The sequence below is a fragment of the Alcanivorax sp. genome, assembly GCF_002726155.1.
Classification (GTDB): domain Bacteria; phylum Pseudomonadota; class Gammaproteobacteria; order Pseudomonadales; family Alcanivoracaceae; genus Alcanivorax.
Genome location: NZ_PBSH01000039.1, coordinates 63,205 through 83,925 on the forward strand (window position 1 = coordinate 63,205; position 20,721 = coordinate 83,925).

Here is a 20,721-nt window from a genome sequence, read left to right on the forward strand (position 1 = left end):
TTGCGAAGGCGGTGCCCGCGTTCACTCTTAGGGTAAAGCGCGGAGAAAAATATTATCCGGTTAGTGCGGAGCCATCTTCGCGTTTCAACTTTGAACTTTACACTTTCAACTCACCTCCTCATCGCCACCAAGCTCCTGCCATGGTATTCATGTGATTCCTTGTTCGCAGGCATTCAGGAGGCGCCATGTCCACAGTGGAAATTCGTCCGGTTACCGGTATTGCCGTCGAACCCTGGCTGGATGCGTTGGCGGAATTACGCATTGCGGTGTTTCGGGACTTTCCCTATCTCTATGACGGGAATCTGGACTACGAACGGCGTTATCTGGACCGCTATGCCCAGTCGGATCGCAGCGTGTTTGTGTTGGCGTTGGAGTACAACCGGCTGGTGGGGGCGGCAACAGCCCTGCCATTACGTGAAGCGGACGAGGAGTTTCAGGCGCCTTTCCGGCAGCTGGGCGCGGAGCTGGATTCGGTGTTCTATTTTGGTGAGTCGGTGCTGCTCAAGCCCTACCGGGGCGAGGGCGTCGGCCACCGGTTTTTTGATCTGCGCGAGCAATACGCGGCGGATTTCGGATTTCGGCATACCGCCTTTTGTGCGGTAGCGCGGGAGCCTGGTCATCCTGCGTGCCCGGCGGATTACCAGCCGCTGGATGGCTTCTGGCGCAGTCGGGACTACTTTCCGCAGAATCAGCTCGTGGCTCATTTTGACTGGACCGATGTGGGTGACAGTGCCCCCAGCCGCAAAGCAATGCAGTTCTGGCTGCACTCGTTGTAGGCAGAGGCGACGCGTTGTTGCATATACCCCATTTGGGCGATTTGATATTGTTTTGATATCCCTATACTCCCTGTTTATTTGGGGGATTGGGGAACTCATATGCACCGTTACTATCGTTGGACGCTCTGGCGTGAACGCGCTATCCGCAATGGCATCATCATCTTGCCGTTGGCGCTATTTGCATTGGGTGTCGCCGTGCTGGTCGCTGGCTGAGCTGACCGTCGTGGCTCGTTGAGGAAGGGGCGCGGCAGAAAAAGAGTAGCGCCGGCAAAAACTGAAACCGCCCACGCTGCTTTACTCGGCTCGCCCCTTCAGCCACTCAACTGAGTCGTTGATTGTTTTTTGATGGGCGTAGATTCGTCCAACCAACGCTGTACCCGGGCGTAAGTGCGGGTTTCCTCGATCATGGTCATGTGGCCCATCTGGTAAAACAGTTCCCGGGTCAGGTGGTCCGCTTGCGGATAAAGCTGCTCCGCCAGAGCACTGTTCACCGTTACCAGCCAGTCGCCACGGGGCTGGGCATGGCCGGGTTCACTGACGCTGCCGGCGATGAATAGCTGCTGTACCTGTGGGTCCAGTGGCACCTTGCTGGTGGGGCGGGGGTCGTCCAGCGGGCGGTCCCGCCACTGGTCTTCCAGTACATAGCCAAAACGCAGGTCGCGAATGCCATCGGAACGCAGGTTGCCCAGCCGCATCAGCGGGCGTGAGTAGGGCGTGCGACCCAGTAATCGGTTGGCTTCGTTGCCGAATCGTTCCAGCAGAGCGCCCTGATGGGGGGAGCCCAGGCACACCAGGTGGCTGATTTTGTCCACCCAGCTGTCACCGCGCTGGCGTCCTTGATGCAAGGCGCTGCGCGCCACCAGCCCGCCCATGGAATGACCAACCAGAATGACGCGTTCCGGCAAGGCGGTATGGGCCAGCAACCCGGCGAGCTTGCGGCCATTATCGGAAATGTGCAGGCCGGTGTTGTAGCGCAGATAGCGGATGTCTGCGCTGAGATGCTGGCGGACCCACTGGCTGAAGCCGTCGGCAGCGGGGTTGTTCCAGCAGGCGTCGTTCATGCACAGCCCGTGCAGGAAAATCACCAGGGTGTCAGCACCCGCCGACGGTGGCGCTTTTGGCAGTAGCGTCATGGGCAAGGCATAACGATTGTTCTGCTCGACCAACAGCTGGCCGAAAATACCGTTGATGATGCTTTGCAGGTCCAGGCTATCGCGCAACTCCTGGTGCGGGTCGGCGAGCAAGTCAGCCATGCCGGCCAGATTGCCCGCCTGGCGAAAGCCGTAGCGGATCAGGTTGTAGACCATGGGGGCAGGAGTGTAATCGTGTCCGCGCAGGCTAAACGGGTTGGCGATGGTGCCGTGAATATCCTGAACCACCTGCGTAATTTCATTGCCGAAACGGGTGACCAGTTGCGCCAGTCCCCCGACATTCCTTCCCGCATTGCGGCCGAGTTGTTTCATGTTTTCTCCTTGTTATGGGGGCATCTTACCCGGCTGAGGGCGCTGAGAAAGGAAAAAACGTTATGCCAATCGGCGCGTGCCCATCTGTAACTCTTCGTAAAATGGCCGCTAAATGTGCGAATCCGCTTGGCTAAGTGCCAGGAACATGCTTAGAGTGCTCACTGTCCGAATCAGTTAATTCAAGGAGTGATTCTATGCGTACTTTCGGTAAAGCGGCATTGGCCGCCATTTTCGCCTCTTCTGCCCTGCTGGCAGCCTGTGATGCCAACGACGGTCCGGTTGAGGACGCTGGCGAGAAGGTAGACAAGGCAGTAGAAAGCATCACCCCGGATAGCAAAGGGCCGATGGAAGAAATGGGCGAAGATATGGATAACGCCTATGACAATGCCAAAGACTCTGCCGAAGACATGAAAGACGCTGCCGAGCAGTAAGCCTTTTATGCAGTGAGCTCACCGCCCCCAAGGCGGGTGATGCGATAATCAAAACCCCGGCCCTGTGGCCGGGGTTTTGTCGTTTAAGAGGGGGCAGTCTTTTCGGGAGGCTGAGCGGCGGGCAAATACCTGCTTACAGGGATGGGCGCGCTGAGGAATAGTCGCCATACTTCACGATGACTTAATTCCTCATGAGCCAAGCATGGATACGTCCGCCCGCTTTTCGACTGAATCAACGCTGCCCGCGCCGGTGTTGATTGTGGAGGATGATCCTCTGATCCAGAACCGTCTGGAGCGCGTTCTTGTGCAACTGGGCTATCACAGCGAGATGCTGTGTTGTGCCGCCTCCCTGGCCCAGGCCCGGCAATGGCTGGAGGAGCAGCCGGTGGCGTTGGCTCTGGTGGACCTGGGGTTGCCTGACGGGAATGGGACGGCGTTGATTGCAGAGTTACGCGCTGCCGACCCGGCCATGGGTATCCTGGTGATTTCTGCCTGGAGCACCGAGGATGCCATCATGGCGGCCCTGCGCGCCGGCGCTACGGGGTACGTGCTCAAGGAGCGCGATGATTTGGAAGTCTCGCTGTCCATACGCAGTGTGCTGCGCGGCGGGGCGCCTATTGATCCATTCATTGCCCGCCGGGTGATTGGCGAGTTGTACCAGGCGCCTTCGGCATCAGGTGAGCCGCCCTTGAGCGCCCGCGAAAGCGAAGTGCTGACGCTGGTGGCCGAGGGGCTGTCCAATCGGGAAATTGCCGAACGGCTGTTCATTTCCCGGTATACAGTGGAATCCCACGTTAAACATATCTATCGCAAACTGGCGGTGTCGTCGCGTATTCGTGCGATCAGCGAAGCCCGTTCCCGGGGGTTGCTCGACGGATGAAATCTTTCCTGCCGATATGGCTGATGCTCTGGCTGTGTGTGGCTTCGGCGGGAGGTCATGCGCAACTGCGGCATGATGTGTTGGATTGTGAGCCTCAAATTGTGTCGGTGATGGCGGCAAAAAGTGAGGACGCCACGCGCCCGGTGGCGGGCTGGCAAGCGGTTACCCTGCCGGATAACTGGAGCCAGCGCTGGCCTGGTTACGATGGCACCGTCTGGTACCGGATTGATTGGCAGCCTGGCTGTGTTGATGCGGACAACGGGGATTCACCGGTGGGGCTGGTGATTGAATCGATCATTATGGCCGGTGCGGTCTATAGCGAGGGCTCCCTGCTCTGGCGTGATCGTCATCTGCAGGAGCCGTTATCGCGCTCCTGGAATTCGCCTCGCTATTGGTTGTTGCCGGCATCGCATTTGCGCGAAGGGCGCGTGCTATGGGTGCGTGTGGCTGGCGTTGCTGCACAAACGCCGGGGTTGGGGCGGGTCAGGCTGGGTTCGCCAGAGGCGATGTTGGCGGTGATGGAGCAGACACACTGGCGCACACGGACTCTGCCCTTTATCAATCTGGTTGTGTCTGCGGTTTTGGGGTTCCTGGCGCTGTTTATCTGGTTGGCGTTTCGCTCACAGCAGGTGTTTGGCTGGTATGCGGTGACGGCGTTTTGCTGGGTGTTGTTTGGTGTGAATACCCTGGCCACACAAGCCTGGCCTTTTTCGGATACCCGGATGGTGGCGCAGGCCAACACCCTGGCGTACCTCTTTTTTATTGCCAGTTTCTGTGTGTTCAGTTGGCGGTTGCTTGAGCTTCGTTGCGCAGTATGGCGAGAGCTCCCTTTATTGGCGCTGGTCACGGGCCTTGCTGGCGTAATCGTGTTGTTGCCGGGTTGGGAGGGGCTGCAATGGGCGGGGCATCTGAGTTCACTGGTCTTCTTGCTGAATGGGTTCTGCATCACTGGCTGGGCGTTACGCCGACGGGAAGCTGGACCGTTAGTGGTGGCCGGTTTCTATCTGTTGTTGATTGCTATCGGGGTGCGCGATGTCCTGATACTGACCGGGTTGCTCTCAAGCGATTTTTATCTTTCCCAATACAGCTGCCTGTTGTTCATGGTAATGGCCGCTGTGTTTCTGGGGTTGCGTGTTGCGGGAGATGCTCGTCGTATTGAGCGTTTTAATCAGGAGCTCAGTGTGGCAATCGAGAAAGCCTGTGACGACCTTAGTGCCACAATGAGTAAAGAGCACCGTTTGGCGCTGGATAACACCCGCCTGCAGGAACGTTTGCAGCTTGCCCATGACCTGCATGATGGCCTGGGCGGGCAGCTGGTGCGTTCTATCATGGTGGTTGAACAGAGTGACAATGACTTGGACAAGAGTCGTTACCTGTCCATGCTCAAACTGCTGCGCGATGATCTACGTCAACTGGTCGATAGTGGCGCCAGTGCCAGTGCGGCGCCCCCGCAGACGCCGGTTGAATGGCTGGCGCCGTTACGTTACCGGTTTGCCAACCTGTTTGATGCGCTGGAGATGTCGCTGGTCTGGAATGTGCCGGATGCCTGGCGCGCGCAACCGACAGCGGTTCAGTGCCTGCTGCTGGCCAGGCTGGTTGAAGAGGCGCTCACCAATATCGTCAAGCACAGCCAGGCACGGTGTGCCCGGGTGACGTTGCAATTGCCGGATGACGCGCTGCTTTTGTTGCGTGTGGAAGATGATGGCGTGGGCTTCGATGTGGCGGCCGTGCAAGGCGGCGGCCTGGGCATCGGGCTGGAAAGTATGCGCGCCCGAACAGAGCGACATGGAGGCGCGTTGACGCTGTGCTCCCAGCCTGGGGCCACTGTCCTCGAGGTGCGGCTTCCGCTGGGCCAGTCATAACAGGTCAATAGCGTACCATCGAGGGCAGAATCAGGAAAAATCCCCAAGTTCAGTGATATCCATCACAGAACAGACCCCGTTCAATTCAGGCCTTGCGACGTATTTATTCCTTCAGGCTGTAACGGGGTACATCAATGAAAGCACAAAATCGAATGACAGGGGGTTGGCGAGTGGCCGGGCTGATGGGGGCAGCGGTGACGTTGTTGCTGGCCGGCTGTGGTGGCGGTGGCGGTGGATCGGAGACTGTTGTGGAGGCGCCCCCTTCCAGTTATACCGTGGCCGGTACGCTGACTGGTCTGATGCCGGGTACGGAACTGGTTGCCAGAGATGTCACGCCGGGCAGCAGCCTGCCATCACTCACGCTGACTGAAAATGGCCGTTTCCAGTTTGATGGTTTGCTTTACCCCAATGAGTCTTACGACATTGAGTTGCTGGCCAGCAACCCTGCTGTAAGCGATGGCGAAAACCGGGGTCAAAGTCCGGTTATGCAGCGCTGCGTGCTGCAAGGTATGAGTGCGGAAGGTGTTGCCGAGGGAGACGCTGACGCCCTCGGGAATTTGCAGATTCACTGTTCCGGCCTGTTTTTTCTGTTCGATAACCAGGGCCTCCCTGTCGTGAGTGACGGTAACCCGGAGGGAACCCGTTCGTTGAATGTGAACGAGGAGCTTTTTTCCGGGTTTTTTCTGAGTGAGGGCGGCGTATTGTTCGTGACGACGGGGAATAATGAGAGGCATCTCTGGTTCAGTGACGGCACCCCGTCTGGCACTCAGAGAGTAGCAGGCAAGAATGGGGAACTTCTGGATCAGCTGGGCTGGTCTTGGCGGACGGTAGGCAATCGCTTTTACTTTACCAATAACGGCCTGTTGTGGGTGGCGCAAGGTGGGAGTGCAATGAAAGTGGAAGGGCCAGAACCGGGAGGAGTAGTTGCCTCGGGGCTTGGTGGTATGGCCTCCGCTGGTGATTGGTTGTATGTGATCTCAGAAAATCAGGTGCTGGCTATTAATGAGGGCGGGCAGCCTCTCGTTTTGCTTGGCCCAGATGAACAGCCGTTCAATGCTTCATCTTGTGGTATGGAGGGTACGGGCGATCAACTTTATTTAACGTGCCATCAAGGCAGTATGGAAGGTAGCTGGCGGCTGGATGCGGGAGAGTCGACAGTTCGGAAAATCTCCTCGAACTCCTCATTTAATAACTTCCACGCTGTGGGAGCGCTGACGTTTTTTAGTGGCTATTTGCCTGCCTATGGGAGGGACCTTTGGGTAACTGATGGCACTGAATCCGGGACGTTTTTATTTTCTACCCCGAATCCGGACCCTGCGGGCAGTAACCCAACTAATTTCCGGGTAAAGGGCAATGCGCTCTTCGTTCGGGCAACAGATGGTGTCGCGAATAAAATCTGGAAATTCTCAGTGGTGGGGAAGACGGTTTCTTTATCCGGTCCCGTTGGCAGTGGGGTGGAATCGCTGGCTCTTCATGGTGACAGCGTGTTTTTTTCCGCACCGGTGAGTCCGGGCAAACCACAGGTGTGGGCCAGTGATGGTACGCCTGGCGGCACCTACGTAGTGAAGACGATTAACCCGGATGGGGCCGCCTGGCCGTATGCGCTGGAGTCTGTGGGGGATTGGCTCTTTTTCTCGGCAAAACAGGATGACAATGGCTATGCCGCCTGGCGTACCGATGGCACCGAGGCGGGCACTGTGATGCTGTCTCCCGAGCTGTGTGAAGATGGGGCTGAGGTGTGGGCCAAAGTCGGCGACACTGTGTATTACGTCATGTTCAATGATGAGGACCACAGCCTCTGGAAAACCGATGGTACTGCGCAGCACACCACCAAGATTGCTGAGTGGAAAGGGGCGGCGGATGAAATTTAAGGAGAGATACAATCTTGTTTATATCGACTGGCCGGTGGTTGGCCGGCGGATGCTGCTGGTAACGATGTTGAGTGGCATGGCGTGCTTGCTGGCGGTATTGGTTGCCGGCTAGCGCAGCAAGTAACGGCTTTTGGTAAGTGACAAGCAAAACCCCGGCCCTGTGGTCGGGGTTTTGTCGTTTTGGGTTTGCAAAAGCTTGTCAGGGGTGTGCCGCCAACGGGCAATGGCCTAACAGTTGTTTCAGGGCGTCGGCTTCCTGGAGTGTGACCATCAATTGGTAGCGTTGCTTGATCCGTTCCCACTGTTGCCCGTATTCGCACCAGTAGCGACGGTTGTCGGGGAGCCACTGGTCCGGGCTGCGGGCGCCTTTGCTGCGGTTGGCGCTGGCGGATACCGGGATCAGGTTGTCCGCGTCGTTGGCAAATTGCCGGCGTAGCGGTTCATCCCACTGGTCGCCGCCGTGGCCGTGGGCATGGCGCAGGGGGACAAAATGATCCATATCCAGATCGCCGGCCCGGGTGAAGGTCTGGTTGGTGTACGGATCGTACCAGCGGCCGCTGGCCACGGTGCAGTGGTCCGGGCCGGTGAAGGTCACGGCTATCTGGCTGGTGGCAATCAAGACTTCAGCCCGGGTGTCCTGGCAATCCTGGTCTTCGTCAATCCAGTGGGGCCAGCGGTCCCGGTCATAGAGCCCGCTGAAGGCGCGCTGGGCGTCAGCGGCGTCCTGTTCGGCCTGTTGCTGTTGGCGATGCAGGGTGAGGCAGGGCTCCCGGTGGCAATGATAGTCACCGGTGCGTCGGTCGGTGTGCCCGCCCTGTTGATCGAGCCCGCCGGGGTGAGCCTGAACGGGGGTGGTGGCGGAAAGCAGGGCGATGCAAAGCCAGAGGGACAAGGGGGGTAGGTGCAAGGGGATATATCCTGTCTGTGGTGGCGCAGGAGGATAAGATATCCATGCATTTTGTTGTAGGTGAAATCGTACATCAGAGGAAAGTGTGAACTGGTTCCAAGGGCTGTATCAGGAAGATACAAAACGGCTACGTGGCTACACGGAAATCGGACCGTTTTGTTCTGGGGTAGGCTGGGCCGCATCGTTAGAGTTAGCGGTGCCGTGCTGAATCTGTTTCACAGTGGCGCCGGCATTCACTTTTTATGCATTGTCTATGAGTAGTGGCTATGCAGGAGTTGCAGTTTATGGGGACACAGCAGGGCGCGGGAAAATGGCGTCAGCAGGAGTTGGGGCTGGAGGCGGTGGAGACACGGCTGCAGGCCCTGCAGGAGTACCTGGCCGTTTACCGGGCGAGCTTTGCCTCGTCGGGCAGTGCGGATAGTCATGCCCGGGTACGGGTGCTGCGCCGGGATGTCTCTCGTCTGCGGGCCTGGGGCTGGTACCTGATCGCGTGTCGCGATGGCGCTCGCTGGTTGCCTGTTGTGCAGTGGTTGGCGCGGGTTTTCTCTGTGCTGGTGGTGCCGCAAAGGCATCGTTCCCGGCGCCAGCAGCGCACGCGCACTATGCGGCATTTGTCCAGTTACAGTCTGGTCGAGCGCGCCTATGCGGCTCAGGAAGATGATATCCAGGGGCGTTTGTTGACCTTGCGCCTGGCGCAACGTCAGAACCCCAATGACCTGCGGGCCCGGGAAATCAAGAGACTCGAGCGTCAGGTGGATGAAGTGGTGCTGCTGCGATTGGCCGGCCTGCCGGAGGCCCGGCAGCTTACGGTGATTTGCCATCTGCTGACGTGGACCATGGCCCTGCGTTCCTGCCTGGGCTTGCGGCTTCCCCTGGCGGATGTGGCGGACCGTTGATGCAGGCAATGACGATGTTGTCTCCCGCGCTGGATAGTTTGCCACGGGTTTTTACCCTCTCGGATCTCAAGCAGCTGCAACCGGAGGAATCTGGCGGCGCGCTGGATACCGTGCTGCGCTGGCTGGAAGCCGGGGTTGTCAAGCAGGTGGCGCCGCCGCGACCGGTATTCTACAAGGTGGTGCTGGGCGATCCGCTCACCGATGAGGACCGTTGCCGGGCATTGCTGCGGGCCTTTCCGTCGCTGGTGATGGTGGCCGGGTCGGCATTGTGGCGGCAGGGGTTGAGTCGTCAGCAGGACAGCGTGCTGGAATGCTGCGTGGCAGAAACCGAACTGAGTTGCCATTTGCCGGATGTGCGCCTGCACTGGCGGCCGCCGGCCTGGTGGTCGGCGATTCGCCGGGCCGGGGGGATGGCCGGTGATTACCACGGTGTGCCCATGCTCAATGCGGAGCTGGTGCTGGCGGATGCGTCCACGTTTTCCGGTGTATGGATGCCGGATCGCGAATCGGTGGATTGGGATCGCCTGTCCACGGCGCGCCTTAGCGAGGCCAGTGATTATTTGCGCGAGCTGCGCCCCCGCTGAGCCGGTGGGGCCCCTGGGCGCCTTGACGAGAACGCCCTGCTGCTATTAAATGAGAACCATTATCATGGATTAATGGTTCTCTCCCTATGCTGGTTGCCGTTCTGGCCACACTTGCCAGTGTGTTGCTGTTTTATCTGTCGGATCGCCAGCAACGCTGGCTGGATCAGCCACTCCCCGCCGTTACCCGTTTAATCGCCCTGGCCATGCTGGTCGGCGGGCTGTGGCTGTTGTCGCTGCAGTTGGGCGTTAGTGTGGGCCTGTTTGTGGGGCTGTGGGTGTTCACGCTGCCGGCCCTGCTGGTGCCGCTGCTGGTCAGTCATTACCGCGATAGCTATCAGCGCCGGGGAGGCAATCGATGAGAGCCTTTCTGGCGTTCTTGTTGAGCCTGCCCTTGTCGGTAATGCTGATGGGGTTGTTGGCGGCAGCGGTGCCGGCGCCCTGGCAGTCCTGGCTGGTGCTGCAACTGTTGGGCGTGACCCTGTTGTGGATGCTGCTGGTGACTCTGGTGGCGTTGCCCGAGCGTACCTGGCCCCCGCTGGTGGCGTTGCTGGTAATGAATGGGCTGGCCTGGGTGGCGCTGCAAACCACCGCCTTATATGGGGGGGGAGCATGAAGGCAGACCGCTTGCGACGCTTTATCGACCTGCATGCCTGGCTGGGTATGGCCAGTGGTCTGGCCCTGTTTGTGGCGTTTTTTGCCGGCGCCCTCAATGTGTTCCATCACGAATTGCACCACTGGCAGACACCGCAGGCCACGGAGGCGGCATCGCAAGACGCCATCGATGGGCAGGCGCTTCTGGACCGTGTGACAGACCAATACCCGGATGCGCGTAAGCGCCTTTTTTTCCTGCCAGAGGAAGACCCAGCGGTAATGTGGTTTCAGTCCAGCGATGCTGGTGCGGGAGAGCGGGGTGCGGGGGAGTGGCTTACAGCCCATGCCACGGATTTCGACGAGGCGGGCAAGTATGTCGAAAAGCCTCGTTCAGCGCTGGCGGATTTTATCAATCAGCTGCATTACCAGTTAGCGATCCCCAGTGGCGGCCTGCCCATCAACCTTGGCATGACCTTCATGGGGCTGATCTCGATACTGTACGGCGCAGCCCTGTTCACCGGCCTGGTGATTCATTGGCCGAAACTGCGCAAGGAATTCTTTGCCCTCAAGCATGAGGGCAACATGCGCCGTTACTGGAAGAACATGCACAACCTGATCGGGGTGGTGAGTTTGCCGTTCCATCTGATCATGTCGGTGACCGGTGCCGCCATGGGCGCCTTTACCCTGGTGGCTGTGGTGCTGGGTACCCTGGTGTTTGGCCCGCAGCTGCGTGGGGTTATTGAAGAGGAAACGGCGGTATGGCCCCCGGTGCAAAGCCAGGGAGAAAACGCTGCCATGGTGCCGATGGCGGATTATCTGTCTGCGGCGGCTGATGCGTTGCCTGAGATGAGCGTGGATTGGGTGGAAATTCGCGGTTACGGCGACGCCGCCGGCTGGGTGGATGTGGCCGGTTCCGTGCCGGGGGATGTGGGGCATCATGCGCATGTGGTGCTGGACCCTGCGATGGGTGTCTTGAACGTGATCGCTCCGGGGCAGCGCAGCCTGAACTTTGATTCGTTCTCGCCGGTGTACTCTCTGCATTTTGGCGATTACGGCGGGATGCTGGTGAAAGGGTTGTACTTCGCCATGGGCTTGCTGGGGGCGTTGCTGTTCGTGTCCGGTAATGTGCTGTGGTGCGAGCGCCGCAGTGATCGCCAGGGGCCAAGCCGTGGATCGGCGTTTCTGTTGCGCCTGACCCTCGGGCTTTGTTTCGGTGTCGTGATCGGCGTGGCGTGCAGTTTCCTGGTCAGCAAGGGTCTGCCTTATACGCCCTGGGCGGCCTGGGTCGCTACCGCGGAGCGGGCAGTTTGTGGTGTGGTGGTCGTGCTGCTGGTGCTGTGGAGTTTGCGTGCCTCGCCGCTGCGGTTCAGTGGCCTGATGTTGATGGTGGCGCCGTTGTGTTATCTGGCGGTGCCGTTGTTGCAGGTGGTGCTGGAAGGTGGTCACGCTCTTGAGGCCGATAACCTTTTGATCAACGGTCTGTTGCTGCTGGTGGCGTCATCCCTGTGGGTGGTGCGTCGCCAGTTTCGCAAGCGTGTGCGTCTGGCTGAGCCTCATCCGCTCTGGGTGGGCAAGGTGACGCAGGGGCATCCCAAGCACCTTACCGAAACGGAACGGGAAGCGGTGAGCTGATTTGGTTGGCGTGCTGCATGGTACGTGAACCGCGTTGCGGCCGCAGAGCGGCATAAAAAACGGCGCCCGAGGGCGCCGTTTTTTTGTGACGTTACGGTCTCTGAAATCAGAAGCGGTACGTCGCCTGCAGGGCCAGACCGTGAGCGCTGTTTTCGAAATCGGCGCTGTAGCTATCCTGCGACACGCGGCCTTTCTCTTCATTGATGTAGGCGTAGGCTGCATCAAAGGTCAGGTCAGCGGTGGGGCTCCAGCCGGCGCCCAGGGTGTAGATATCACGATCGCTCACCGGGATGCGCACGGTACGGTCCGCATCGCTGGTGGGAGACTTGTCGGTGGCATAGCCGGCGCGAACAACCCACTTCGGGTTCAGTTGGTAGGCGCCGCCAACGGCGAAGGACCAGGTATCCTCCCAGTTCAGCTCTTCGGTGATGGTGCCGAATTGAGCCTGCAGAAGAGGGTTTACGCCACTGTTTTCTACTTCAATGCCTTCCAGTCGGCTCCAGCGAGTCCAGGTGGCGCCCATATACAGGTCCAGATTGTCTGTAGCCTGGAAGCTGACAGAGGTATCCACGGATTCCGGCATGGTGATGTCCAGCTCGGCATCGTATTCGCCATCCAGCACAGTGCCTAATGGGGAGCCGCTCACGGTGGTGTCACCCTCCAGGGAGAAGTCCATCTTGGAGTGATAGGTCAGGCCCCAGTCGAGACGGTCGTTGACCGCGATCAGCGTGCCCAGGTTGAAGCCGTAGGCAATATCGTCCCCTTCAATTTCCACATCGCTGTCTGCTGCGTTAACGAAGGCGGGATTGATCTGTGCAAAGGCAGCGCCGGGAACCTTGCTGGTCAGTTCGCCGGAGATGTGGTTGATGGTCGGGCCAAAGCCCACAGAGACGCTATCGTTAAAGGCGTAACTGATGGTGGGCTGGATGGTGACAACCTGAACCATGCTGGTCACGCCGTGGTAGCGGCCCTGGAAGCTGTCTTCGTAGTCACTCTCTACGCCGAAGGGCGCGTACACGCCAATGCCGGCATGCAGTTTGTCGCTGATCGGGCTGACGTAGTAGCCGAAAGGAATGGTGGTAAAAGGCACCATGTCGCCATCGTTTGTGCCAGATACGGGGAGGCCAGGGGCCAGCTGCCCTTCGGCATCGCTAATGTCAGTGCTGGCATCAATAAAGGCCAGACCGCCGCTCACTTCGGCGCGGTCCAGGCGGCTCATGCCGGCAGGGTTGCCATACAGGGTGCTGGCGTTGGCAGCGGTGGAGGCGCGGCCTGCGTAGGCAGAACCGGCGCTGCTGGCACTCTGTTCGTTCAGGGCCAGGCCATTGGCCATCACCTGGGTAGACGCAGCAGCAATCGCGGCTGCCAGCACGGCTTTGTTTGAATACTTCATGGTAACTTTCCCGAGTTATGATTTTGCCGGCGCAAGTTAACATTCAGTCACAAAATATTACAGGTTGTTTATCGTCATAATTAACGGTAAATCGTGCAAAAAACGACTATTTTCGGGAAACAGGGTGTTTATTGTTGTGAAGAAGGTTCAAGGATGAGCGGTATGTTTACCAAAATATGCATGGGCATGCTTATGCGGGTGCGGTCTGCTGGGCGCCTCTGACTGTGATGGCCAGCAGACCGCTGTCTAGCGGACTATTTCCCTTCGGTGAGAGTGCTGTAGCTGGTGATCAGATTGCGGTAATCCGGGATGTGGTTGGAGAAAAGTGCGCCCAGCCCGTCGATATCATTGCGCCAGTCGCGGTGTAGCTCGCAGGCTGCGCCAAACCAGGTCAGCAACTGGGCGCCGGCGGCGCTCATGCGGTCCCAGGCGGCGTCCCGGGTCATGGGGTTAAAGGTCCCGGAGGCATCGGTGATCACGAACACCTCGAAGTCTTCTTCCAGGGCCGAGAGGGCCGGTAACGCCACGCAGACTTCGGTGACCACACCGGCGATGATCAGCTGCTTCTTGCCGGTGGCCTTTACCGCGGCGAGGAAGTCTTCGTTATCCCAGGCATTGATCTGTCCGGGGCGGGCGATATAGGGCGCATCGGGGAACATCTCCTTGAGTTCTGGCACCAGTGGACCGTTGGGGCCGGTTTCAAAGCTGGTGGTGAGGATGGTCGGAAGTTCGAAGTACTTGGCCATGTCGGCCAGTGCCAGCACGTTGTTCTTGAACTTGTCCGGATCAAGGTCGCGCACCAGTGACAGCAGGCCGGCCTGATGGTCCACCAGCAGTACCGCTGCATTGTCCTTGTCGAGTCGTTTGTATTGCTTACCCATGGTCTTTCTCCTGCGAGTGATGGGTGGCGTTGATTGCCACCCGTTGGTTAAGGGTTAGGCCGGGATCTGGCCAAAATTGCCGCTTTGGAAATCGCGTATCGCCTGCTGAATCTCTTCCCGGGTGTTCATCACGAAAGGACCGTGACCCACCACGGGTTCATTCAGTGGTTCACCGGCAATCAGCAGCAGATCGCTGTCCGTCTCGGCGTGGAGCTGCACTTGCGTGCCTTTTGCGTCGAGCACCACCATTTGTGCCGCAGCCGCCCGGGTATGTTCGTTGACTTCAACATCGCCTTTGCGGGTGATGACCGCGGTGTTCCAGCCTTCGGGCAGGTCCAGCGTCACCGTGGCATGCGCCCGCAAGTGGATATCCCATACCTGCATGGGCGAATAGGTGTTGGCCGCCCCTGCGTGCTGTTGGAACTCCCCGGCGATGACGCGCACTTCCCCGGCGTTATCCGCCAGTGGCACCAGCGGGATCTCGTCACTGCGGATGCCCTGATAGGACGGGGCGGTCATCTTGTCCGCGGCGGGCAGGTTCACCCACAGCTGGATCATTTCCAGCTCTCCGCCCTGGTAGGTGAAGGCGGGGGAGTGAAACTCCTCGTGGAGGATGCCGGCACCGGCGGTCATCCACTGCACATCACCCGGCCCAATCACGCCGCCTTGTCCGGTGGAATCCCGGTGAGCCACCTCTCCCTGGTAGACGATGGTCACTGTTTCAAAGCCGCGATGTGGGTGCTCACCAACGCCGCGAGGCTTGGTGGCAGCGGGGAAGCGTGCCGGCCCTGCGTAATCCAGCAGCAGGAAGGGGCTCAGCTGTTTGCCGTGGCTTTCGTAGGAAAACAGGGAGCGAACCGGGAAGCCGTTTCCTACCCAGTGCGGGGCGGGTGCGGAATACATACCGAGAATCTTTTTCATGGCGGGTTCCTCCGTTTTGGTCATGGATTCATGTTATGGATGGAACGAATGGGCGGGAAGGTGGCAAAATTACAACTCAGCGTTGCAATAACGGGACGATAGATGGTGGACCTAAATGACTTGTTTTACTTTGCCAAGGTGGTGGAGTTCGGCGGTTTTGCCCCGGCCAGCCGGGCGATCACGGTGCCCAAGTCAAAATTGAGCCGACGGGTGGCCGGGCTGGAGGAGCGGCTGGGGGTGCGGCTGATCAATCGCTCAAGCCGACAGTTCTCGGTGACCGAGGTCGGGCAGCAATACTATGAGCACTGCAAGGCCATGCTGGTGGAGGCCGAGTCGGCCCAGGAAGCCATTGATACCGTGACGGCGGAACCCCGTGGGGTTATTCGTCTGGCTTGCCCGATTACGCTGCTGCATGTGCATATCGGCGCTTTCTTGGCCGACTTCATGAAACAGTACCCGGAAATCACAGTGCATCTGGAAGCCACCAATCGGCGCGTGGATGTGATCAGCGAAGGAGTGGATGTGGCGATCCGGGTTCGCCCGCCGGGTTTGGAGGACAGTGACTTGGTGGTACGGGTGTTGTCTGACCGGCGGCTGGCGCTGGTGGCAAGCCCGGAGCTGGTGGCGGAGTACGGCATGCCGGGCCACCCGCAAGAGCTGTCCAGCTGGCCGAGTCTCGGGCTGGGAACGCCGCGCCCGGATTTTCGCTGGTCCCTGCGCGGGGAAGATGGGAGTGAGGTTCGAGTGTTTTACCAGCCCCGTTATGTGACCACCGACATGATTGCCCTGCGCCGTGCGGCGGTGGCAGGTGTGGGGGTGGTGCAGCTGCCGGTCCTCACTGTGCAGCACCAGCTGGAGCGTGGTGAGTTGGTGCAGCTACTGCCCCGCTGGGCGTTGGCGAAAGACATTATCCATGCGGTGTTCCCATCACGCCGGGGCATGTTGCCGGCGGTGCGTACACTGATTGATCGTCTTGCCGATTATTACGATTCTTTTGAGGAATTGTAAGCGCGTCGTCTGTCTAGGTTTGGCTCAATAACTGGCGGCGATAGGCCCGTGGCGTTGTGCCGAGCCATTGGCGGCAGGCCCGGTTGAAGGCCGATTGCTCGGAGTAGCCGAGCAGCCCGGCGATCTGGCTGAGCTTCAGGTTGGGTTCCATCAAATATTCACGCAACAGTTTCAGGCGCACCTCTCCCAGCAATTGTTCATAGCTGACCCCTTCATTAGCCAGGCGTCGTTGCAGGGTGCGTTTATGCATGGACAGGTGTGAGGCAATGACGGCGCTGGTGCACTGGGCGGTGGGAAGCAGGGTGGTGATCAGGCGGGTGACATCTTCGCTGAGCGTGATGGCGTTGGGGGCCTGCTGGGAAGCCAGATAACGCTCCGCCAGTTCCCATGTGTGATGGTCGGCGCTGGATAACGGCATGGCGAAGGCTGCGACAGGCCAATAGCAGCCACACCAATCCTGCTCGAAATAAGCGTCGCAGCGAAACACGTCATGATACGCATCAAGGTCAGCCTGGCGAGGGTGCATGAAGTGGACGCTGTAGGGGCGGAATGTCTCTCCGCAGAGCAACTTCATGACCTGCATCGAGTTCGACAAGCTCAACTCATAGGCCTGGGGGCGATAGCCCCCGGAGCTGTCTTCATCAATAGTGAATTGAAAGCGAATGCAGGATTGGCCCTGGTGTTCGCACACGGTATTGCTGATGCCCAACGCCGGGCTGTGCAGATGCAGGTAGCGGGCAATGCTGCTGATGGCGTCGCCCACTGTGGCCGCGCTGCGCGCGATCACGCTAATCGGCCCAAGAATATCCATGCCCTGGTACTCCGCCAGCTTGAGGCCTAGCTGGGGGTAATTTAAGGCTTGGACGGTGTCTTCGAACAGCGCAGCAAGGTTGCGATAAAGCAGGAAAGAGCTGTCATCCCGCCGTTCCTCCGGAGGAATATGGTAACGCTCCAGCAAGGGCAGAGGATCGCCGCCCAGTTGGCGCACCAGGTCGTCGAACCCCCACAGGTTAGTGGCGCGAATCAGATCACTCATGGTGGGGGCCGTTGTTTGGGCGGTTGCCCTTTGATGATGTCACTCGTTGCACATGGCGGGCTCAATAACGGACGACATTGTCGCATTATGTCAAAAATATGTCCACATAGGTCAATATTGTCAAGGTTGGCTTCTGAAATAGTGGCAGGTAGCGAAATTCAATACTCAGAATAAGGAGGCCGCCATGAGCGCCCAGCACTACGACATCGTGATAATAGGCGCCGGACTATCCGGTATCGGAACCGCTTGCCACCTCGCTCGCCGGTTTCCCAATAAAAGCATGGCCATTATCGAGCGACGGGAAAAAGTGGGCGGCACCTGGGATCTGTTCCGTTATCCCGGTATCCGCTCGGACTCCGACATGGCCAGCTTCGGTTTTGACTTCAAGCCCTGGTACTCCGAGAAGGTCTTGGCCAAGGGCGGAGATATCCGTGAGTACGTGGCGGAAACGGCCCGGGAGTTCGGCCTCTACGAGAAAGTGCAGTACGGCTTGAAACTGGATAACGCAGACTGGTCCAGCAATGAGCAGCAATGGACACTCTATACCCAGCATGAAGCCAGCGGCGAAAGCCGTGAATTCACCTGCGGGTTCATGGTGAATTGCACTGGGTACTACAACTATGACCATGGTTACCGGCCACACTTCGACGGAGAAGAGAACTTCAAGGGCCAGATTATTCACCCGCAGCAATGGCCAGAAGAGCTGGATTACAGCGGCAAGAAGGTGGTGGTGATTGGTAGTGGTGCCACGGCGATTACGGTAGTGCCGGCGATGGCGGAAAAAGCGGCCAAGGTGACCATGCTGCAGCGTTCGCCCAGCTACATTATGGCTATGCCAGACACCGATAAAATAACCATGGCGCTGAACAAGGTACTGCCGAAAAAATGGGTGTTCAACATGACCCGTAAGAGAAATATCCTGATTCAGCGCGGTCTGTATCTGGCCTGCCAGCGTTGGCCAGAGCGTGCCCGAAAACTGCTGATCACCCACATGCACAAGCAGGCGCCAAACATCGATGTGCGACACTTCAGTCCAACCTATATGCCATGGGATCAGCGCCTGTGTGCTGCGCCGGATGGGGACTTCTTCACCAGCCTGCGTTCCGGCAAGGCGGATATCGCTACCGATCATATTGAGCGTTTTGATGAAACCGGCATCGTGCTCAAATCCGGGCAGCACCTCGAGGCGGACATTATTGTTTCTGCCACGGGTCTGGATGTGCAGTTAATGGGTGGTCTGGAATTGAAACTGGATGGCGAGCCGGTCGCACTGCCCAGGAAGATGACCTACAAGGGCATCCTGATTCAGGATATTCCCAACTACGGCTGGATCTTCGGTTATACCAATGCGCCCTGGACGCTCAAGAGTGACATCGGCGGGCAATATCTGTGTCGCCTGTTAGCCTACATGGAAAAACAGGGCTTCAGCGCGGCCACGCCCGTGGACCACGGCGATAACATCACCGATACCGGTATGCTGGATGGTTTTGCCCCAGGTTATATCAATCGAGCTAAAGATCGCATGCCCCGCCAGGGTAAAGAGGCGCCCTGGGCGGTGACCATGCACTATGGCAAGGACAAGGACACCCTGGTCAATCAGGCCGTGGATGACGGCATTCTGGCTTTTTCCACGCCAGCCAAGGCTGCCCGCCATGACAATGTTCAGCCGATCAAGGCAACGGCATGAGCAGGGCGCGTAAAAAGGAGACCATCATGACGAACGGTGATAACAGCAAGGCACCAGTGCTATTGGTGCACGGCATGTGGAGCGATGCGAATACCTTGCAGGAGCTTCGTGATGCCTTTGACGATGCAGGCTACAACGTGGAGGCGTTAACTCTGCCGTTCCATCGCAGCAAGCAGGAGCACAGCTCATCCAGTCTGGCGGCATTGGCCAATGCCAGGCTGGAAGATTATGTGGATGCCATCGTTGAGGCGATACAGCGCCAGCCCCGCCCGCCTATTCTGGTGGGTCATTCCATGGGGGCCCTTTTGGCACAGTTGGCGGCAGCCAAGGTGCCTTGTGAGCGGTTGATACTGTTGTCTTCAGCGGCGCCGGCAGGCATCAATGGCCTGGGAATCTCAGTGATTCGGACTCTGGGGCGCAATATGTTGCGTTTCCCGCTGTGGAAGAAATTTACCGAGATGCGCCTGGCTAATGTGCAATACGGGGTGGCCAATCGTCAGACCCCGGAAGTGCAGAAGGAAATTACCGACAGCAGTACCTATGAATCCGGCATGGCGACCTTCCAGATCAGCATGGCGCCATTGCTGGGCCGCCGTTCCGCGGCCCATGTGGAGGTGAGCCGAATCCAGTGTCCGGTGTTGATTATCGGTGGGACCGAAGACCGCATCACACCGTTGCGGGTGCAACGTAAAATCGCTCAGCGGTTTGGTGATCAGGCCAGGCTGGTGGAAGTTCAGGGGTGTTGCCATTGGAGTGTCGGTGGCCGCTATTTCCCGCAAATTCGGGCGACCATGCTGGACTGGGTGGCCTCATCGGATGCGCCCACGGTAGCCGGTCGCGCCTCTGCAGCCTGAACCCACACAGCCCACCCTTATGGAGCCCAGGGTGGGTTATAGCATCTCAGGCGGCCTTGTCGGCTACGGGCTTACGGGAAAAAATACCGATAATCGGGGTGCCCTGGGCCTGCAGAATGGGCTCAATATCCCGGTGTAATGCGTGGTATTTGTAGAACGGTACGCGCGGAAACAGGTGGTGAATGGAATGCAGGTTCTGGCCCAGCCAGAACCATTCCAGTGGCTTCATCCAGCGCGGCATGATCAGGCTGTTGGTGTTGCGATAACGCTCATTCACCTTGTAGGGGTGATGGGGGCGATAGGCAAACCAGTAGGCAGTGAACAGCCCGCCGGTGTAATACCCCAGCAGAATTACGACCACGGTACCGGGTTGGGTGACCATTATCAGGAAGGCAGCCCGCCAGCCAATTGACACCGCCAGCTCGGTGCAATAAATCAGCTTTTCCTTGAGCGATGCAGTGGACCAGCTGTGCTGTACGAAGAACGTATTCTGCACCCATTGAAAACGCAGTCCTGCGGCCAATAAACCCAGTAGCCCTTTCTGCATTCCGCTGATAATAAAGTCCGGATCTTTGCCTGGCTGGTTGGTATAGCGGTGGTGGGTGAAATGCTCGATGCGGTGCGAGGCGTAGGGGATCGCAATAATGGGCGCCACCAGATACCCGCACAAATCGTTGATCCACTTGCGGCGGTCATTCTGCCCGTGAATATTGCCGTGGGCGGCCTCATGCAGGGGTGTGTAAGACATATAGGTCAGTGCAGCGACGAGTAGGTAGGCGCCCCAGGCGGGCAGGGCGCCATTGGCAAACAACGTGAGTGTGGTAACAAAAGCCATCAACACACCCGCCGTCAGTAAAATTGTCGGCCAGGCGATTTTCCCCATATAGTGCTTGGCACAGGCAATGGCCTGCTTGTTCAATGCTGCCGCATCCATGATCTTGCCTCTTGTTGGTATCATCAGGGTAAACACTACGTTGACAGCGAAAAAACCAGAATAGCCACCGTGGCCAATCACCCTGCAGAAGTGGCCAGGGTGTGACAGGGCGGA

General features: G+C 58.6%; 21 protein-coding genes. 14 read left to right on the forward strand and 7 right to left on the reverse strand.

The genetic code is table 11. The features are described from left to right. The first annotated feature begins 185 nt into the window (after positions 1–185). A complete protein-coding gene (locus CL546_RS12080; RefSeq protein ID WP_290495302.1) occupies positions 186–776 on the forward strand; it encodes a GNAT family N-acetyltransferase in 591 nt (196 codons plus the stop codon). A 311-nt stretch (positions 777–1,087) separates the two neighbouring features. Here the strand turns inward: CL546_RS12080 and CL546_RS12085 are convergent, their stop codons facing one another. Beyond that, positions 1,088–2,239: an alpha/beta fold hydrolase gene (locus CL546_RS12085; RefSeq protein WP_290495304.1), complete on the reverse strand. Its 1,152-nt coding sequence runs from the start codon at positions 2,237–2,239 to the stop codon at positions 1,088–1,090. Positions 2,240–2,433: 194 nt separating this feature from the next. Between CL546_RS12085 and CL546_RS12090 the strand changes: the two genes are divergently transcribed. The 5 genes from CL546_RS12090 to CL546_RS12110 all read left to right on the forward strand — a co-directional run bounded on the left by CL546_RS12090 (position 2,434) and on the right by CL546_RS12110 (position 7,395). Next, a complete protein-coding gene (locus CL546_RS12090) occupies positions 2,434–2,670 on the forward strand; it encodes a hypothetical protein (RefSeq protein ID WP_290495306.1) in 237 nt (78 codons plus the stop codon). 202 nt (positions 2,671–2,872) lie between these two features. Next, positions 2,873–3,550 (forward strand): response regulator, encoded by a 678-nt coding sequence (locus tag CL546_RS12095; RefSeq protein ID WP_290495308.1) that lies wholly within the window; start codon positions 2,873–2,875, stop codon positions 3,548–3,550. Then, positions 3,547–5,412 carry a sensor histidine kinase gene (locus tag CL546_RS12100; protein ID WP_290495310.1) on the forward strand — a complete coding sequence of 622 codons (1,866 nt, stop codon included), beginning with the start codon at positions 3,547–3,549 and terminating at the stop codon, positions 5,410–5,412. Before CL546_RS12095 ends, CL546_RS12100 begins: the two co-directional genes overlap by 4 nt. Before the next feature lie 134 nt (positions 5,413–5,546). Beyond that, entirely contained in the window at positions 5,547–7,283 is a 1,737-nt protein-coding gene (locus tag CL546_RS12105) for a hypothetical protein (protein ID WP_290495312.1), read from the forward strand. Then, the gene (locus tag CL546_RS12110; RefSeq protein ID WP_290495314.1) at positions 7,273–7,395 is read left to right on the forward strand and encodes a hypothetical protein; all 123 of its coding nucleotides are present in this window, start codon (positions 7,273–7,275) and stop codon (positions 7,393–7,395) included. Before CL546_RS12105 ends, CL546_RS12110 begins: the two co-directional genes overlap by 11 nt. An 87-nt stretch (positions 7,396–7,482) precedes the next feature. On the opposite strand, the gene CL546_RS12115 is transcribed toward CL546_RS12110, so the two are convergent. Further along, positions 7,483–8,190, reverse strand: a complete 708-nt coding sequence (locus tag CL546_RS12115; protein WP_290495316.1) for a YHYH domain-containing protein — start codon at positions 8,188–8,190, stop codon at positions 7,483–7,485. A 284-nt stretch (positions 8,191–8,474) separates the two neighbouring features. Here CL546_RS12115 and CL546_RS12120 point away from each other — a divergent pair, with 284 nt between their 5' ends. The 5 genes from CL546_RS12120 to CL546_RS12140 all read left to right on the forward strand — a co-directional run bounded on the left by CL546_RS12120 (position 8,475) and on the right by CL546_RS12140 (position 11,893). Further along, positions 8,475–9,086 (forward strand): hypothetical protein, encoded by a 612-nt coding sequence (locus tag CL546_RS12120; RefSeq protein ID WP_155136579.1) that lies wholly within the window; start codon positions 8,475–8,477, stop codon positions 9,084–9,086. Next, on the forward strand, positions 9,086–9,670 hold the full coding sequence (locus CL546_RS12125) for a hypothetical protein (protein ID WP_290495319.1): 585 nt from the start codon (positions 9,086–9,088) through the stop codon (positions 9,668–9,670). The genes CL546_RS12120 and CL546_RS12125 overlap by 1 nt, the downstream gene beginning before the upstream one ends. Positions 9,671–9,756: 86 nt before the next feature. Continuing rightward, positions 9,757–10,029 (forward strand): hypothetical protein, encoded by a 273-nt coding sequence (locus tag CL546_RS12130; protein ID WP_290495321.1) that lies wholly within the window; start codon positions 9,757–9,759, stop codon positions 10,027–10,029. Then, positions 10,026–10,283, forward strand: coding sequence for a hypothetical protein (locus CL546_RS12135; RefSeq protein ID WP_290495323.1), 258 nt, complete (start codon positions 10,026–10,028; stop codon positions 10,281–10,283). Before CL546_RS12130 ends, CL546_RS12135 begins: the two co-directional genes overlap by 4 nt. After that, positions 10,280–11,893 (forward strand): PepSY-associated TM helix domain-containing protein, encoded by a 1,614-nt coding sequence (locus CL546_RS12140; RefSeq protein ID WP_290495325.1) that lies wholly within the window; start codon positions 10,280–10,282, stop codon positions 11,891–11,893. The genes CL546_RS12135 and CL546_RS12140 overlap by 4 nt, the downstream gene beginning before the upstream one ends. Before the next feature lie 106 nt (positions 11,894–11,999). On the opposite strand, the gene CL546_RS12145 is transcribed toward CL546_RS12140, so the two are convergent. From CL546_RS12145 to CL546_RS12155, 3 genes are all read right to left on the reverse strand, one after another. After that, on the reverse strand, positions 12,000–13,286 hold the full coding sequence (locus tag CL546_RS12145) for an OmpP1/FadL family transporter (RefSeq protein WP_290495326.1): 1,287 nt from the start codon (positions 13,284–13,286) through the stop codon (positions 12,000–12,002). 254 nt (positions 13,287–13,540) lie between these two features. Continuing rightward, positions 13,541–14,167 (reverse strand): isochorismate family cysteine hydrolase YcaC, encoded by a 627-nt coding sequence (gene ycaC, locus CL546_RS12150; RefSeq protein WP_290495328.1) that lies wholly within the window; start codon positions 14,165–14,167, stop codon positions 13,541–13,543. A gap of 54 nt (positions 14,168–14,221) precedes the next feature. Further along, positions 14,222–15,088, reverse strand: a complete 867-nt coding sequence (locus CL546_RS12155; protein WP_290495330.1) for a pirin family protein — start codon at positions 15,086–15,088, stop codon at positions 14,222–14,224. 102 nt (positions 15,089–15,190) lie between these two features. Here CL546_RS12155 and CL546_RS12160 point away from each other — a divergent pair, with 102 nt between their 5' ends. Further along, positions 15,191–16,096, forward strand: coding sequence for a LysR family transcriptional regulator (locus tag CL546_RS12160; RefSeq protein ID WP_290495332.1), 906 nt, complete (start codon positions 15,191–15,193; stop codon positions 16,094–16,096). A 13-nt stretch (positions 16,097–16,109) separates the two neighbouring features. Here CL546_RS12160 and CL546_RS12165 read toward each other — a convergent pair whose 3' ends face one another. Next, positions 16,110–17,132 (reverse strand): AraC family transcriptional regulator, encoded by a 1,023-nt coding sequence (locus tag CL546_RS12165; protein ID WP_290495334.1) that lies wholly within the window; start codon positions 17,130–17,132, stop codon positions 16,110–16,112. Positions 17,133–17,316: 184 nt separating this feature from the next. Between CL546_RS12165 and CL546_RS12170 the strand changes: the two genes are divergently transcribed. Both CL546_RS12170 and CL546_RS12175 read left to right on the forward strand, forming a co-directional pair. Beyond that, entirely contained in the window at positions 17,317–18,819 is a 1,503-nt protein-coding gene (locus CL546_RS12170; RefSeq protein ID WP_290495336.1) for a flavin-containing monooxygenase, read from the forward strand. A 26-nt stretch (positions 18,820–18,845) separates the two neighbouring features. Further along, complete coding sequence (locus tag CL546_RS12175) at positions 18,846–19,673, forward strand: alpha/beta hydrolase (protein ID WP_290495338.1); 828 nt, start codon at positions 18,846–18,848, stop codon at positions 19,671–19,673. A gap of 46 nt (positions 19,674–19,719) precedes the next feature. Here the strand turns inward: CL546_RS12175 and CL546_RS12180 are convergent, their stop codons facing one another. Next, complete coding sequence (locus tag CL546_RS12180; protein WP_290495340.1) at positions 19,720–20,607, reverse strand: fatty acid desaturase family protein; 888 nt, start codon at positions 20,605–20,607, stop codon at positions 19,720–19,722. Positions 20,608–20,721 lie beyond the last annotated feature (114 nt).